This window comes from Streptococcus infantis (genome assembly GCF_047464715.1).
GTDB classification, from domain to species: domain Bacteria; phylum Bacillota; class Bacilli; order Lactobacillales; family Streptococcaceae; genus Streptococcus; species Streptococcus infantis_S.
This window is the reverse complement of sequence record NZ_JASHBJ010000005.1, coordinates 18951-34855: the sequence shown is the minus strand read 5'-3', so window position 1 is coordinate 34855 and position 15905 is coordinate 18951. Positions and strand designations below refer to the sequence as shown.

The window sequence follows — 15905 nt, the reverse complement described above, 5'->3', positions numbered from 1 at the left end:
CTAGGCTTTGAATTCGTGACGGAAGAGCTGGCCGATAGACTCTCCTGATTCGTAGCGAATATCATCCACATTTCCTTGACGGACAACTTTTCCATCCTTGAGGAAGACAATCTCATCCAAGATTGGTTCGATGTCTGAAATCAAGTGAGTTGAAATCAAGACAGTCGAAGTTGGAGAGTAGTTGTTGATGATGGTGTTCAAGATGTAGTCACGAGCTGCAGGATCGACACCACCGATTGGTTCGTCAAGGACATACAAACGAGCATCACGACTCATGACAAGGATCAACTGAACTTTTTCTTTATTCCCTTTTGAGAGTTTCTTGAAACGGCTATTCTCATCGATACCAAGGTCACGAAGAAGACCTTGAGCACGTTCGAGATTGAAATCTTTATAGAAGGTCTTGAAAAAGGTAAGAGCTTCTTTGACCTTCATCTGTTCGTTGAGATAGGTCGTATCAGGTAGATAAGAAACAATTGCTTTAGTTGCTGGGCTTGGTTCCATGCCATTGATGAGGATACGCCCTTGCTCTGGTTGGAGTAAACCGTTGATTAATTTAATCAGGGTTGTTTTTCCAGAACCGTTTGGGCCAAGGAGACCCACAATCTTTCCTGCCGGGATTTCAAGGGAAACATTTTGAAGAGCAGGGCTTGCTCCATAGAATTTTGAAACATTTTCAAACGTTAACAAGGTCATAGTCTAAACTCCTTCAATATAATCTCTCAAAACAGTTGGTAGTTCTTCTTTTTCATAGCCAAATTCTACCATGCCTGTTACAAACTGCTGCAACTGTTCTTCTGATAGTTGCTTCCGGGATTGGAGAATTAAGTCCAAGTCCTCGGTGACAAAACGCCCTGCAGTCCGCTTGGTGTATACGAAGCCTTCTCTTTCTAAATCTGATAGGGCACGTTGGATGGTATTAGGATTAACGCCAGCCTCGCTAGCAAGTTCTCTGACAGTTGGCAGTTGTTGGTTGGGTTCTAGTTTATGGGAAATGATTTGCAGTTTGATCTTATCCATTATCTGCAAATAAATGGGTTTGTTGTTATCAAATGTCCAGGACATCACGGTCTCCTTTCTACAATTTCTTTTTGTGTCACTTAAATAATACAACTAAACAATAAACTTGTCAAGTCAAAAGGAGAATTATTTTGGGAATTGCTCAAAAAATGGTATAATGAAAAGAAAACGACAAGGAGGGGAAGGCATGCGTTGTCCAAAATGTGGCGCCACTAAATCAAGTGTTATCGATAGCCGTCAGGCTGAAGAAGGAAATACGATTAGAAGAAGACGTGAGTGTGAAGAATGCCAACATCGTTTTACGACCTATGAACGTGTAGAAGAAAGAACGCTGGTTGTGGTCAAAAAGGATGGCACACGGGAGCAGTTCTCCAGAGATAAAATCTTTAACGGGATTATTCGTTCGGCTCAAAAACGTCCGGTGTCTAGTGATGAGATTGGCATGGTGGTCAATCGTATCGAACAAAAACTCCTCAGTCGCAATGATAATGAGATTCAAAGTGAAGATATTGGTTCTCTGGTCATGGAAGAATTGGCTGAACTGGATGAAATCACTTACGTTCGTTTCGCCAGCGTCTATCGTAGCTTTAAAGACGTGAGTGAGCTCGAAAATCTTCTCAAACAAATTACGCAATCTTCAAAGAAGAAAAAGGAAAAATAAATGAAGCCTAATGATCGTTTTTCTTTTCTAAAGAATAATCGGGTGTCGCAAGATCCCACATCTCTGGTGCAGTGCTACCTCCCGATTATCGGTCAGGATGCGCTGAGTCTTTACCTTTACACCCTAGCCTTTTGGGATAATGGGCAAAAGGAACATCTTTTTGCTGCTATTCTCAATCATCTCAATTTTGGGATGGACAGGCTTTTAAAAGCCTTAAAAATCTTATCAGCCTTCAACTTGGTCACTCTTTACCAAAATGGGGATGCCTATGAACTTGTTATTCACCCAACGCTTTCTAGTTCGGATTTCTTGCGTCATACGGTTTATCGTACCTTATTGGAGAAAGAAATCGGTGAACCAGCAGTTTCTGATTTGCGCCAAGAGTCTGCAGATGGGGAAGCTTTGACTGTTCCTTTGAGTCAGGCTTTTCCAGAGATAGAAGAATTGGCTAGTCATGATGAGACACCAGTAAAAGCTGATTTTAAAAATGATTTTGATTTGGAGCATTTTCGTCAACTTATGACGAGAGACGGCCTCCGTTTCCAAGATGAACAGACAGATGTCTTAGAGTTATTTAAAATATCTGACGAGAAAAAATGGACTTGGTTTGAGACCTATCAATTGGCTAAGGCGACAGCAGTTTCACAAGTTATTTCTGTCAAGCGTATGCGTGAAAAATTAGCACAAGAGTCTGTCTCTTCGGACTTTAGTCCCCAAGAAGCGACTATTATCAGGGAAGCTAAAAGCAAAACTGCCCTGCAGTTTTTAGCGGGAATCAAACAAACACGAAATGCAGGAATTATCCAAGCTGAACGCGATTTGTTAAAACAGATGGCTGACTTAGGCTTGCTTGATGAGGTTATCAACATTGTTATACTCTTGACCTTCAATAAGGTTGATTCTGCCAACCTCAATGAAAAATATGCCATGAAAGTGGCCAATGATTACTCTTATAACAAGATCAGAACTGCTGAAGAAGCTGTACTTCGCATCAGAGAGAAGAATCAAAAGGGGCAAGAACAAAAATCAGCGAAAACAAGCCAAGCCAAAAGTAATGTCCCAAAATGGAGTAATCCAGAATATAAAAATGAAACCAGCGAAGAAACTCGCTTGGAATTAGAACGCAAGAAAAAAGAAATGTTAGCCCGATTAGGAAAAGGAGGAGACTAGATGGAAAGTGTAGGAGATGTGCTTAAAGATCATCCCAGCCGTTTTCAATACCAGGACTTGGTCCAGCAGATTGTAAAAGATCCTGATGTTGCGGCTTTTATCCAGAAGGAATCTCTCAGTCAAGAGGAATTGAATCGTAGTATCTCTAAGTTTAATCAATATATCACCGAACGTGATAAGTTCCTTCGCGGAGATACCGACTATATTGCTCGAGGTTATAAGCCAATTTTAGTCATGAATCATGGTTACGCAGATGTATCCTATGAAGAAACTCCGGAACTGATTGCGGCTGAGAAGGAAGCTGCTATCAAGAACCGTCTCAGACTGATTAATCTTCCAGCTAGTCTTAAAAAAGCTAGCCTAGCTCAAGTTGATTTGGATGACTTGGGACGCATGCCAGTTTTTGAAAAGCTCTTTACTTTTGTTGAGCAATATCCAGAAGTCCGTAAAGGTCTCTATCTCTATGGAGACTTTGGAGTCGGGAAGAGCTTTATGGTGGCTGCCCTAGCCCATGATTTATCAGAAAAACGTGGTGTTTCATCAACCCTTCTTCACTATCCTAGCTTTGTCATTGATGTCAAAAATGCTATCGGTGATGGGAATGTTAAGAATTTGGTAGATGAAATCAAGCAAGCTGAAGTCTTGATTTTGGATGATATTGGCGCCGAGCAATCAACGCCTTGGGTTCGTGATGAAGTCTTGCAAGTCATTCTCCAATATCGTATGCAGGAAGATTTGCCAACCTTCTTTACCTCAAATTTCAATTTTGAAGATTTGGAAAAACATTTTGCTAAAGGTAAGAACGGAAACGATGAAACATGGGAAGCTAGACGCGTTATGGAGCGTATCCGTTATCTTGCAGAAGAAACACGACTTGAAGGAGAAAACCGCCGATGAGTGAAACAATCACCTTAATGAAATCTCATACTTCGGTTCGCAGATTTAAAGAAGAAGCGATTCCTCAAGAAGATTTAAATACCATTTTGTCTGCAGGACAAATGGCTTCTTCTTGGAAAAATTTCCAATCTTATTCTGTGATTGTAGTCAGAAGTCAAGAAAAGAAAGATGCTCTTTTTGAGCTGGTTCCTCAGGAAGCGATTCGTCAGTCTGCTGCCTTCCTTCTCTTTGTAGGAGATTTAAACCGTGCAGAAAAAGGAGCTCGTCTCCATACGGATACTTTCCGACCTCAAGGAGTGGAAGGTCTCCTGATTACTTCTGTGGACGCAGCCTTGGCTGGGCAGAACACCTTGCTTGCAGCAGAAAGCCTGGGCTATGGTGGAGTAATCATCGGTTTAGTGCGTTACAAATCTGTTGAATTGGCAGAATTGTTCAACCTTCCTGACTATACCTACCCAGTTTTTGGGATTGCACTCGGTGTGCCAAACCAAAATCATGATGTAAAACCAAGATTGCCACTCGAAAATGTTGTTTTTGAGGAAGAATACCAAGAACAAACAGCTGAGGCTATTGAAGCCTATGATCGTGTGCAGACTGAATATGCAGGAGCTCGTGCGACTACTACTTGGAGTCAACGTCTTGCAGAGCAATTCGGTCAGCCTGAACCAAGCTCAACTAGAGAAAATCTTGAACAAAAGAACTTATTGTAGAAAGTGAGAAAACATGGCCTTACCAACTGTTGCCATCGTAGGACGTCCCAATGTTGGGAAATCAACCCTGTTTAACCGTATTGCAGGGGAACGCATCTCAATCGTAGAAGATGTCGAAGGAGTAACACGAGACCGTATCTATGCTACTGGTGAATGGCTTAACCGTTCTTTCAGTATGATTGATACTGGAGGGATTGATGATGTTGATGCTCCATTTATGGAACAAATCAAGCACCAGGCAGAGATTGCCATGGAAGAAGCTGATGTCATCGTTTTTGTAGTTTCCGGAAAAGAAGGCATCACAGATGCTGACGAATACGTAGCCCGTAAACTCTATAAAACTCATAAACCTGTTATCCTCGCTGTCAACAAGGTTGACAATCCCGAAATGCGAAATGATATCTATGATTTCTATGCTCTTGGATTGGGAGAACCACTGCCAATTTCATCTGTGCATGGGATTGGTACAGGGGATGTATTGGACGCTATCGTCGAAAATCTCCCACACGAAGTCGAAGATGAAAATCCAGATGTCATTAAATTCAGCTTGATTGGTCGCCCGAATGTCGGAAAATCTAGCTTGATCAATGCCATTTTGGGAGAAGATCGCGTAATTGCCAGTCCTGTAGCTGGTACAACTCGTGATGCCATTGATACACATTTTACAGATGCGGATGGCCAAGAGTTTACCATGATTGATACGGCTGGTATGCGTAAGTCTGGTAAAGTCTATGAAAACACAGAGAAATACTCAGTCATGCGTGCCATGCGTGCTATTGACCGTTCAGATGTAGTCTTGATGGTCCTCAATGCTGAAGAAGGCATCCGTGAGTACGACAAGCGTATCGCAGGATTTGCCCACGAAGCTGGTAAAGGGATGATCATTGTAGTTAACAAGTGGGATACTCTTGAAAAAGATAACCACACCATGAAAAACTGGGAAGAGGATATTCGTGAACAGTTCCAATATCTACCTTACGCACCGATTATCTTTGTTTCGGCTTTGACCAAGCAACGTCTTCACAAACTCCCAGAGATTATCAAGCAAATCAGCGAGAGCCAAAATACCCGTATCCCTTCAGCAGTCTTGAATGATGTCATTATGGATGCTATTGCCATCAATCCAACACCGACAGACAAAGGAAAGCGCCTCAAGATTTTCTATGCGACTCAAGTGGCAACCAAACCACCAACCTTTGTTATCTTTGTGAATGAAGAAGAACTTATGCACTTCTCTTACTTGCGTTTCTTGGAAAATCAAATCCGCAAGGCCTTTGTCTTTGAAGGAACACCGATTCATCTCATTGCAAGAAAACGGAAATAAAATGATAAAAAGAAGAAGGTTCTCAGGCCTTCTTTTTTGTAGAGGTTACCAAGAACGTAAGACTAAATTTGTCATCAAATTAACATCATTTTCCTGGTCCTTGTCACGGTTTTGTAATGGAAACGTACTTTCTTTGTAAAAGTCAAAATGCTATAATGCTCTAAACAATTTTCCTTGCATAAGGAGGTTATTATGAAAAAAGATAGTTTGTTAAAGAATCCATTCTTGGTGCGTTTACTTGGATTGCTGATGGCATTTTTCTTCCTATCAGCATTCACTGTACCTGAAAAACCAGACTACGGTATTTATGACCCAAATCATTATTTGACAGAGGAAGTAGTTACTCAGATTCGTGATTTGAATGAAGCCAATAGTCAAAAGGCAGAAAAGCTTCAAATAGGTGTCTATATCGTAGATAGTCTGGAAGGAGAAAGCATTGAAACGGTGGCTAATGAAACTGCCAGGGCTTGGAAGATTGGCTATTCAGGAGATAATTTTGGAAGTCTCATTGTAGTAGCTGTTCAAGACCGTAAATCAAGAATTGAAACCAGTAATAACACCGCCATTAGAATAACGGACTATCAAACCAAGCAGATTTTGGCAGCCAGCCGTACAGATTTCAAAACTGGTGACTATGGTAAAGGAATTCTAGCGATTGCCAAAGGATTGGACAATCAGTTTTATAGAGGAAGTGGAACATTTCCATCTGATGAATCCTCTGAAATCAAACGTTATTCTGATAGCATCAGTGGGAAAAAATCGAGTCGCAATAGTAGCTCGTCTAGTCATCGTAAGAACAGTGACCCTATGGACAATGTGTTCGGAGTCGGGATAATCATTTATTTCATTATCGTATTTATAGCCATTATTAGAGGCGGCGGAGGTGGCCGAGGAGGAGATTCCTCTGATGGAGGATGGTGGTTTAGTGACTCTTCCGACTCAGGGTCATCTTGGTCCGACTCAGGATCAGACTCCTCTAGTAGCTGGGACGGCGGAGGCTTCGATGGCGGTGGCTCATCCGATGATTGGTAATGTTCGTATGAAATTTAAAGAAATAAGTAGGTTTAAGAAATGAAAAATAAAGGAATTATTTATGTATTAAGCATTTTGTTAGCTATTCTCTTGCTAGGTGGATGCTCAGTAGTAGGCACTTATAACGGTCTTGTCTCAGAACAAACCAAGGTCGAACAAGCACAGGCAGATGTAGCGACAGCCCTTCAACGTCGTTCAGACTTGATAGGAAATTTGGTAGAGTCTGTAAAGGGACAGATGAACCATGAGACAGAAGTCTTTACCCAAATCGCAGAAGCACGAGCAAAAATTGGAACCGGATCAGTGACTTCAAAAGAGAACCAAGAAGCTCAAGGAGAGTTGAGCTCGGCTATCTCACGTTTGATTTCGCTAACAGAAAACTATCCAGAATTGAAGAGCAATCAAAACGTTGAACAACTCATGACGGAGTTGGCTGGAAGTGAAAACCGTATCTTTGTAGCTCGCAAGGATTACAACAAAGTGGCAACAGAATACAATCAAAAATTAAGAAGCTTCCCAACAGTTCTTTTCGCTAACATGATGAACTTTAAAGAGGCAGAAACCTTTAAAGAAAGCGAAGAAGCCAAGACAGCTCCAAAGGTTGATTTTAGCACTTCTACAACTAAAGAATAGGCTTGAAATTTCTAAAAGAAAATCGATGATTAGCAATTGTTTGAACATTTACAAAAAAAGGCTCTAAATGAGCCTTTTTTAGCTTGTATAAACACGGATTATTTCTTGAAAAAGCTGGGCAAATATGCTACAATAAAAAGAACATTCTAAAATATTCAGAATTTAAAGTAAGGAAAAAAATGGCAAATTTATTAAAAACAATCATCGAAAATGATAAAGGGGAACTTCGCCGATTAGAAAAGATGGCTGATAAAGTCCTCAAATACGAAGATGAAATGGCTGCTTTGACAGACGAGCAGTTACAAGCTAAGACAGAAGAATTTAAACAACGCTATCAAAATGGTGAGACGCTTGATCAACTCTTGTACGAAGCCTTTGCGGTTGTACGTGAGGGAGCTAAGCGTGTTCTTGGACTTTTCCCATACAAGGTTCAGGTTATGGGTGGTATCGTTCTTCACCACGGTGACGTTCCAGAAATGCGTACAGGGGAAGGGAAAACCTTGACAGCGACAATGCCTGTTTACCTAAACGCTCTTTCAGGTAAAGGTGTACACGTAGTTACCGTCAACGAATACCTTACAGAACGTGACGCGACTGAGATGGGTGAGTTGTACTCATGGCTTGGTTTGTCAGTAGGGATCAACTTGGCTGCGAAATCTCCAATGGAGAAAAAAGAAGCTTATCTCTGTGACATTACGTATTCAACAAACTCAGAAATTGGTTTCGACTATCTTCGTGATAACATGGTTGTTCGTGCGGAGAACATGGTTCAACGCCCACTTAACTATGCCTTGGTCGATGAGGTTGACTCTATCTTGATCGACGAAGCTCGTACACCATTGATCGTTTCAGGAGCTAATGCAGTTGAAACGAGTCAACTCTACCACATGGCTGACCACTTTGTGAAGTCTTTGGATAAAGATGACTACATCATCGACATTCAGTCTAAGACAATCGGTTTGTCTGACTCAGGTATTGACAAGGCTGAAAGCTACTTCAAACTAGAAAACCTTTATGATATCGAAAATGTGGCTTTGACTCACTTTATCGACAACGCCCTTCGTGCCAACTACATCATGATTCTTGATATTGATTATGTGGTCAGCGAAGAACAAGAAATCTTGATTGTCGACCAATTTACAGGTCGTACCATGGAAGGTCGTCGTTACTCTGATGGTTTGCACCAAGCGATTGAAGCTAAAGAAGGTGTGCCAATCCAAGACGAGACTAAGACATCAGCATCGATCACCTACCAAAATCTTTTCCGTATGTATAAGAAATTGGCAGGTATGACAGGTACTGGTAAAACAGAAGAAGAAGAATTCCGCGAAATCTACAACATTCGTGTTATTCCAATTCCTACTAACCGTCCGATCCAACGTATCGACCATTCAGACCTTCTCTACGCTAGTCTCGATGCAAAATTCAAGGCTGTAGTAGAAGATGTTAAGGCCCGTTACCAAAAAGGTCAACCAGTCTTGGTAGGTACTGTTGCCGTTGAAACCAGTGATTTTCTTTCTAAAAAATTGGTTGAAGCAGGCGTACCTCACGAAGTGCTGAATGCTAAAAACCACTACAGAGAAGCACAAATCATCATGAATGCTGGTCAACGTGGTGCGATCACTATCGCAACAAACATGGCCGGTCGTGGTACCGATATTAAGCTTGGTGAAGGTGTTCGTGAGCTTGGTGGACTTTGTGTTATCGGTACAGAGCGTCATGAGAGCCGTCGTATCGATAATCAGCTTCGTGGACGTTCAGGTCGTCAAGGTGACCCAGGTGAGTCACAATTCTACTTGTCGCTCGAAGATGATTTGATGAAACGTTTTGGTTCAGAACGTTTGAAAGGTGTCTTTGAACGTCTCAACATGTCTGACGAAGCCATCGAATCTCGTATGTTGACACGTCAGGTCGAAGCAGCGCAAAAACGTGTTGAAGGAAATAACTACGATACTCGTAAACAAGTCCTTCAATATGATGACGTTATGCGTGAACAACGTGAAATTATCTACGCACAACGTTATGAAGTTATAACTGCAGAACGTGACTTGGCTCCTGAAATTCACGCTATGATTCGCCGTACGATTGGACGAATTGTCGATGGCCATGCTCGTTCTAAACAAGATGAAAAGCTTGAAGCAATCTTGAACTTTGCCAAGTACAACTTGCTTCCAGAAAATTCGATTTCACTTTCAGATCTAGAAGGTTTGTCAGACCAAGCTATCAAGGATGAATTATACCAACGTGCATTGAAAGTCTACGATAGCCAAGTTGCTAAACTTCGTGACGAAGAAGCAGTGAAAGAATTCCAGAAAGTCTTGATTCTACGTGTTGTAGATAACAAGTGGACTGACCATATCGATGCCCTTGATCAGTTGAGAAATGCTGTTGGTCTTCGTGGTTATGCCCAAAACAACCCTGTCGTGGAATATCAAGCGGAAGGCTTCCGTATGTTTAATGATATGATTGGTTCGATTGAGTTTGATGTGACTCGCTTGATGATGAAAGCACAAATTCATGAACAAGAACGACCACAAACCGAACATCATATTAGTACGACAGCAACTCGAAATATTGCTGCCCAACAGACAAATCTTCCAGCTGATTTGGACCTCAGTCAAGTAAAACGTAATGACTTATGCCCATGTGGATCTGGTAAGAAATTTAAAAACTGTCACGGTAAACGACGTTAAGAATGACTAATTTTCAGGCGGATGCCTAGTGAAAAGTGAATTTTCGCTTGGCGTCCGTTTGCTTTATAAGGAGATGGATAATGGTATTTACAGCAAAAAGCCCTAAAATTAATATTGATGAAGTACGTAGTTTGTCTAAACTAGAAGGACAAGTACTTGCGAACAAGCTCCAACGTGATCAAGAGCTTGAAGCAATTATTCGTGGGGAAGACCAACGTATTTTGTTGGTAATCGGTCCTTGCTCGTCTGATAATGAAGAGGCGGTTCTTGAGTATGCTAAGCGTTTGTCAAAACTTCAGGAAGAAGTCAAAGACCGTGTCTTTATGGTTATGCGTGTCTATACTGCAAAACCACGTACTAATGGTGATGGATATAAGGGCTTGATTCACCAACCAAATGCCAAAGAAGCACCTAGTCTCATCAATGGAATCAAGGCAGTTCGTCATTTGCACTACCGTGTTATTTCTGAAACAGGAATGACAACAGCTGATGAGATGTTGTACCCAGAGAACCTTCCTTTGGTAGATGATTTAATTTCTTACATGGCAGTTGGAGCCCGTTCAGTTGAAGACCAACAACACCGTTTTGTAGCTAGTGGAGCAGATTTTGCAACAGGTTTTAAAAATCCAACCTCTGGAAATCTCAATGTCATGTTCAACGGTATTTATGCAGCTCAAAATAAGCAAAGTTTCCTTTTCCTAGGGAAAGAAGTCGAAACTACTGGAAATCCTTTATCGCATGCTATTCTCCGTGGAGCTCTCAACGAGTACGGGAAAAACATTCCTAACTACTACTACGATAATTTGATGGATACTATTGCCCAGTATGAAAAGATGGGACTTGAAAATCCATTTATCATCATTGATACCAACCATGATAACTCAGGTAAACAGTATATGGAGCAGATTCGTATCGTTCGTCAGACTCTGATTAACCGCGACTGGAATGAAAAGATTAAAAAATATGTCCGTGGTTTCATGATTGAGTCTTATCTAGAAGACGGTCGTCAAAATGAACCAGAGGTCTTTGGAAAATCTATCACCGACCCATGTCTAGGATGGGAAAATACTGAAGCTCTAGTTCGCGAAATCTACCAAAGACTAGGAGACTAATATGGCATTTATCGAGAAGGGTCAAGAAATCGATATTGAAGCGATTAAGGCGGAAACACAGCTATCTGCAGAAGTCTTGCAACATAAGGAAAATCGTGATCAAGAATTAGCAGATATCCTTTCAGGTAAGGATGATCGTATCCTTTTGGTCATTGGACCTTGTTCGTCTGATAATGAGGAAGCAGTGCTTGAGTATGCCCGTCGTTTAGCAGACTTGCAGAAAAAAGTGGCGGATAAGATTTTCATGGTTATGCGTGTATATACTGCAAAGCCACGTACCAATGGAGATGGTTACAAGGGTTTAGTTCATCAGCCAGATACTTCTAAAGCGCCAAGTTTGATTAATGGTTTGCAGGCAGTTCGTCAACTTCATTATCGAGTGATTACAGAAACCGGATTGACTACAGCGGATGAAATGCTGTATCCGGCCAATCTCGTATTAGTCGATGACTTGGTGAGTTATCATGCAGTAGGTGCACGTTCAGTCGAAGACCAGGAGCACCGTTTTGTTGCTTCAGGGATTGATGCACCAGTGGGAATGAAGAATCCAACCTCTGGGAATCTGTCTGTTATGTTTAATGCTATTTATGCAGCACAAAACAAACAAACCTTTCTCTTCCATGGCCAAGAAGTTGAAACTTCAGGAAATCCCTTGGCTCACGTAATCTTACGTGGAGCTATGAATGAATATGGGAAGAATGAGCCAAACTTCTACTATGAAACTCTTTTAGATGCTATTGGACGTTACGAGTCTATGGGTCTTGAAAATCCTTTTATCATGATTGATACCAACCATGATAATTCAGGGAAACAATATATGGAGCAAGTTCGAATTGTTCGCCAATCTTTGCTCAATCGTGACTGGAATGAAAAAATCAAGAAGACAGTTCGAGGCTTCATGATTGAGTCTTACTTGGCAGATGGTCGACAAAATCAACCAGAACTTTTTGGTTGTTCGATTACAGACCCCTGCCTAGGATGGGAAAATACAGTAGCCCTGGTAGAAGAAATCTATACTACCTTAACAAAATAAGTGAAAAGGATGGAGTTGGGGGTATCTCAACTCCTTTTGATGAAAATGATAGTTGGACACGGAATTGATATCGAAGAATTAGCTTCCATACAAAATGCAGTTGAAAAAAGAGAAGGTTTTGCTCGACGTGTCTTGACAGACAAGGAAATGGAGCGCTTTTCTAGTCTCAAAGGTCGCAGACAGGTCGAGTATTTGGCTGGTCGTTGGTCAGCTAAAGAGGCTTTCTCAAAGGCTATGGGAACGGGAATTGGGAAGTTGGGCTTTCAAGACTTGGAAATCTTGAACAATGAAAGAGGAGCTCCCTACTTCAGCAAATCCCCGTTTTCAGGAAAAGTTTGGCTATCAATCAGCCATACAGATCAGTTTGTGACAGCTAGTGTTATTTTGGAGGAGAATCATGAAAACTAGTCCACATAGACCAACCAAAGCCCTCATCGATCTGGGTGCTATCCGCTACAATATCCAACAGATGGGAGCTCACATTCCCAAAGATACCCTTAAATGGGCGGTTGTAAAAGCCAATGCCTACGGACACGGAGCAGTAGCTGTTGCGACGGCTATCCAGGATGATGTTAACGGCTTTTGCGTTTCTAATATCGATGAAGCCCTCGAACTTCGTCAGGCAGGAATTTCTAAGAAGATTCTTATTTTAGGAGTATCTGAGGTTGAATCTCTTTCACTGGCTAAGGAGTATGCCATTACCTTAACAGTGGCAGGATTGGAATGGATCCAGAAACTCATAGCTACAGAGCCAGACTTATCAGGTTTAACCGTTCATCTTAAAATTGATTCAGGTATGGGGAGAATTGGTTTTAGAAGTGCAAGCGAGTCAGAACAGGCTCAAACTTTGCTCAAGGAACATGGGGCTAATGTTGAAGGGATCTTTACCCATTTTGCAACTGCAGATGAAGAGTCAGACAGCTACTTTAAGCAACAGTTGGAATGTTTCAAGGAAATACTCGCTGGCTTGCAAGAAGTCCCTGAACTAGTCCATGCGAGTAACTCTGCGACTACTCTATGGCATGCAGAAACGATTTTTAATGCAGTTCGTATGGGAGATTCTATGTATGGTCTCAATCCAAGCGGACAAGTTTTAGAGTTGCCTTATGAACTGAAGCCGGCCTTGACCTTAGAAACTGCTATTGTTCATGTCAAAACAGTTCCAGCTGGGGCTTGTATGGGCTACGGAGCGACCTATCAGGCAGACAGTGAGCAAGTTATTGCTACTTTGGCAATCGGTTATGCGGATGGTTGGACACGCGATATGCAGAATTTCTCAGTTCTGGTGGATGGACAATTGTGCCCTATCGTAGGGCGCGTATCCATGGATCAAATCACGGTTCGTTTGCCTAAGCTTTATCCATTAGGTACCAAGGTAACTTTGATTGGCTCAAACGGGGACAAAGAAATTACTGCAACAGATGTAGCAGTCTACCGAGGAACTATTAATTATGAGGTAGTTTGTCTCCTCAGTGATCGAGTTCCGAGAGAATATTATTAAGAAACAGAAGGAAAGGAGAAGAGCATGAATTTACATCAACCCTTGCATGTCTTGCCTGGCGTGGGACCAAAATCAGCAGAGAAATATGCCAAACTAGGAATTGAAAACCTGCAAGATCTCTTGTTCTACTTTCCTTTTCGTTATGAAGATTTTAAGACCAAGCAGGTGCTAGAGCTAGAAGACGGTGAGAAGGCAGTCCTGTCTGGTCAGGTGGTGACACCAGCCAGTGTTCAGTATTATGGTTTTAAGCGTAATCGCCTACGTTTTAGCCTCAAGCAGGGTGAGGTTGTGTTTGCGGTGAACTTCTTTAACCAACCCTACCTAGCAGATAAGATCGAGCTAGGAGCGACTTTAGCAGTCTTTGGCAAGTGGGATCGCGCCAAGGCAAGTCTCACTGGCATGAAGGTTTTAGCCCAAGTCGAGGACGACCTTCAACCTGTCTATCGTCTCGCACAAGGAGTTAGTCAAGCAAGTCTTGTTAAGATTATTAAAACCGCCTTTGATCAGGGGCTAGATCTCTTGATAGAGGAAAATCTCCCTCAGTCCTTGCTAGATAAATACAAACTCATGTCTCGCTGTCAGGCTGTTCGTGCTATGCATTTTCCTAAGGATTTGGCAGAATACAAACAGGCACTTCGTCGAATCAAGTTTGAGGAGCTCTTTTATTTCCAAATGCAATTACAGACCCTCAAGTCTGAAAATAAGGTTGATGGAAGTGGTCTGGTCTTGAACTGGTCTCAGAAAAAATTAACTGCAGTAAAAGAAAAGTTACCCTTTGCTCTGACCCAAGCCCAAGAAAAAAGCCTGCAAGAAATCCTAACAGATATGAAGTCGGACCACCACATGAATCGACTCTTACAAGGGGATGTAGGAAGCGGGAAGACAGTGGTTGCAGGTCTTGCCATGTATGCTGCTGTAACGGCTGGTTACCAGGCCGCCCTCATGGTTCCAACAGAGATTCTTGCAGAGCAACATTTTGAAAGTCTAGAGAGTCTCTTTCCTGATTTGAAACTAGCTCTCCTAACAGGTTCATTAAAAGCTGCAGAAAAACGCACGGTCTTGGAAAGCATTGCTAAGGGTCAAGTTGATGTAATTATTGGTACCCATGCTCTTATACAGGATGGGGTGGACTACGATCGACTTGGATTGATCATCATCGATGAGCAACACCGCTTTGGTGTAGGGCAAAGGCGTATTTTACGGGAAAAAGGTGAAAATCCAGATGTCCTCATGATGACGGCAACTCCGATTCCACGAACCTTAGCCATCACAGCCTTTGGAGATATGGATGTTTCCATTATTGACCAGATGCCAGCTGGACGTAAGCCAATCGTGACACGTTGGATCAAGCATGAGCAATTACCCCAGGTTTTGACTTGGTTGGAAGGTGAGATTCAAAAAGGTTCTCAAGCCTATGTTATTTCGCCCTTGATCGAAGAATCTGAAGCCCTGGATCTTAAAAATGCCATTGCACTCTCAGAAGAGTTGACGACTCATTTTGCAGGAAAAGCAAAAGTTGCTCTCTTACACGGAAAGATGAAGAGCGACGAGAAAGACCAGATTATGCAGGAATTCAAAGAGAGAAAGACAGATATCTTGGTTTCTACAACGGTTATCGAAGTTGGGGTCAATGTTCCAAATGCGACAGTCATGATTATCATGGATGCTGATCGTTTCGGGCTTAGTCAACTTCACCAGCTTAGAGGACGTGTCGGTCGTGGAGACAAGCAGTCCTATGCAGTTCTAGTGGCCAACCCAAAAACTGACTCTGGGAAAGACCGCATGCGTATCATGACAGAAACGACCAACGGTTTTGTCCTTGCGGAGGAAGATTTGAAAATGCGAGGCTCTGGAGAAATCTTTGGGACCAAACAGTCGGGTCTACCAGAGTTTCATGTAGCTGATATCATCGAAGACTTCCCAATCCTTGAGGAAGCCAGAAAGGTAGCTAGCTATATCAGCTCCCTTCCTAACTGGCAAGAGGATCCAGAATGGCACATGATTGCCTTGCATCTGGAAAAGAAAGAATATCTGGATTAAGCTTTTTCTAAGATAATGTTAAGTTTGCTTTTAGGATGAGTATCTATACTAGAGTCATCAAAAAGAAACGAGGACTCTC

At 42.0% G+C, this 15905-nt stretch carries 15 protein-coding genes; 13 read left to right on the top strand and 2 right to left on the bottom strand.

Going from position 1 to position 15905, the window contains the following annotated elements; translation table 11 throughout:
* Together QM419_RS07775 and QM419_RS07770 are read right to left on the bottom strand one after the other, a co-directional pair.
* On the bottom strand, nucleotides 1-696 hold the full coding sequence (locus tag QM419_RS07775) for an ABC transporter ATP-binding protein (RefSeq protein ID WP_414278406.1): 696 nt from the start codon (nucleotides 694-696) through the stop codon (nucleotides 1-3).
* Between the two features lie 3 nt (nucleotides 697-699).
* Nucleotides 700-1065: a GntR family transcriptional regulator gene (locus QM419_RS07770; RefSeq protein ID WP_414278405.1), complete on the bottom strand. Its 366-nt coding sequence runs from the start codon at nucleotides 1063-1065 to the stop codon at nucleotides 700-702.
* A gap of 142 nt (nucleotides 1066-1207) precedes the next feature.
* Between QM419_RS07770 and nrdR the strand changes: the two genes are divergently transcribed.
* The 13 genes from nrdR to recG all read left to right on the top strand — a co-directional run bounded on the left by nrdR (nucleotide 1208) and on the right by recG (nucleotide 15826).
* Entirely contained in the window at nucleotides 1208-1681 is a 474-nt protein-coding gene (gene nrdR / locus QM419_RS07765) for a transcriptional regulator NrdR (protein ID WP_004250782.1), read from the top strand.
* Entirely contained in the window at nucleotides 1682-2851 is a 1170-nt protein-coding gene (locus QM419_RS07760; protein WP_414278404.1) for a DNA helicase, read from the top strand.
* Nucleotides 2852-3748 carry a primosomal protein DnaI gene (gene dnaI, locus QM419_RS07755; RefSeq protein WP_414278403.1) on the top strand — a complete coding sequence of 299 codons (897 nt, stop codon included), beginning with the start codon at nucleotides 2852-2854 and terminating at the stop codon, nucleotides 3746-3748. It begins immediately after the preceding gene.
* Nucleotides 3745-4458, top strand: coding sequence for an NADPH-dependent oxidoreductase (locus QM419_RS07750; protein ID WP_414275110.1), 714 nt, complete (start codon nucleotides 3745-3747; stop codon nucleotides 4456-4458). Before dnaI ends, QM419_RS07750 begins: the two co-directional genes overlap by 4 nt.
* 13 nt (nucleotides 4459-4471) lie before the next feature.
* Nucleotides 4472-5782, top strand: coding sequence for a ribosome biogenesis GTPase Der (der, locus tag QM419_RS07745; protein WP_414278402.1), 1311 nt, complete (start codon nucleotides 4472-4474; stop codon nucleotides 5780-5782).
* Between the two features lie 192 nt (nucleotides 5783-5974).
* Entirely contained in the window at nucleotides 5975-6814 is an 840-nt protein-coding gene (locus tag QM419_RS07740) for a TPM domain-containing protein (protein WP_414278401.1), read from the top strand.
* 39 nt (nucleotides 6815-6853) lie between these two features.
* A complete protein-coding gene (locus QM419_RS07735) occupies nucleotides 6854-7447 on the top strand; it encodes a LemA family protein (RefSeq protein ID WP_414278400.1) in 594 nt (197 codons plus the stop codon).
* 179 nt (nucleotides 7448-7626) lie between these two features.
* Nucleotides 7627-10140: a preprotein translocase subunit SecA gene (gene secA / locus QM419_RS07730; protein WP_414275106.1), complete on the top strand. Its 2514-nt coding sequence runs from the start codon at nucleotides 7627-7629 to the stop codon at nucleotides 10138-10140.
* 80 nt (nucleotides 10141-10220) lie between these two features.
* On the top strand, nucleotides 10221-11252 hold the full coding sequence (locus QM419_RS07725) for a 3-deoxy-7-phosphoheptulonate synthase (protein WP_414278399.1): 1032 nt from the start codon (nucleotides 10221-10223) through the stop codon (nucleotides 11250-11252).
* 1 nt (nucleotide 11253) lies between these two features.
* Nucleotides 11254-12285, top strand: coding sequence for a 3-deoxy-7-phosphoheptulonate synthase (locus QM419_RS07720; RefSeq protein WP_414278398.1), 1032 nt, complete (start codon nucleotides 11254-11256; stop codon nucleotides 12283-12285).
* Nucleotides 12286-12330: 45 nt separating this feature from the next.
* Entirely contained in the window at nucleotides 12331-12693 is a 363-nt protein-coding gene (acpS, locus tag QM419_RS07715; protein ID WP_235084146.1) for a holo-ACP synthase, read from the top strand.
* On the top strand, nucleotides 12683-13786 hold the full coding sequence (gene alr / locus QM419_RS07710) for an alanine racemase (RefSeq protein ID WP_414278397.1): 1104 nt from the start codon (nucleotides 12683-12685) through the stop codon (nucleotides 13784-13786). The genes acpS and alr overlap by 11 nt, the downstream gene beginning before the upstream one ends.
* Before the next feature lie 24 nt (nucleotides 13787-13810).
* Nucleotides 13811-15826 (top strand): ATP-dependent DNA helicase RecG, encoded by a 2016-nt coding sequence (gene recG / locus QM419_RS07705; RefSeq protein ID WP_414278396.1) that lies wholly within the window; start codon nucleotides 13811-13813, stop codon nucleotides 15824-15826.
* Nucleotides 15827-15905 lie beyond the last annotated feature (79 nt).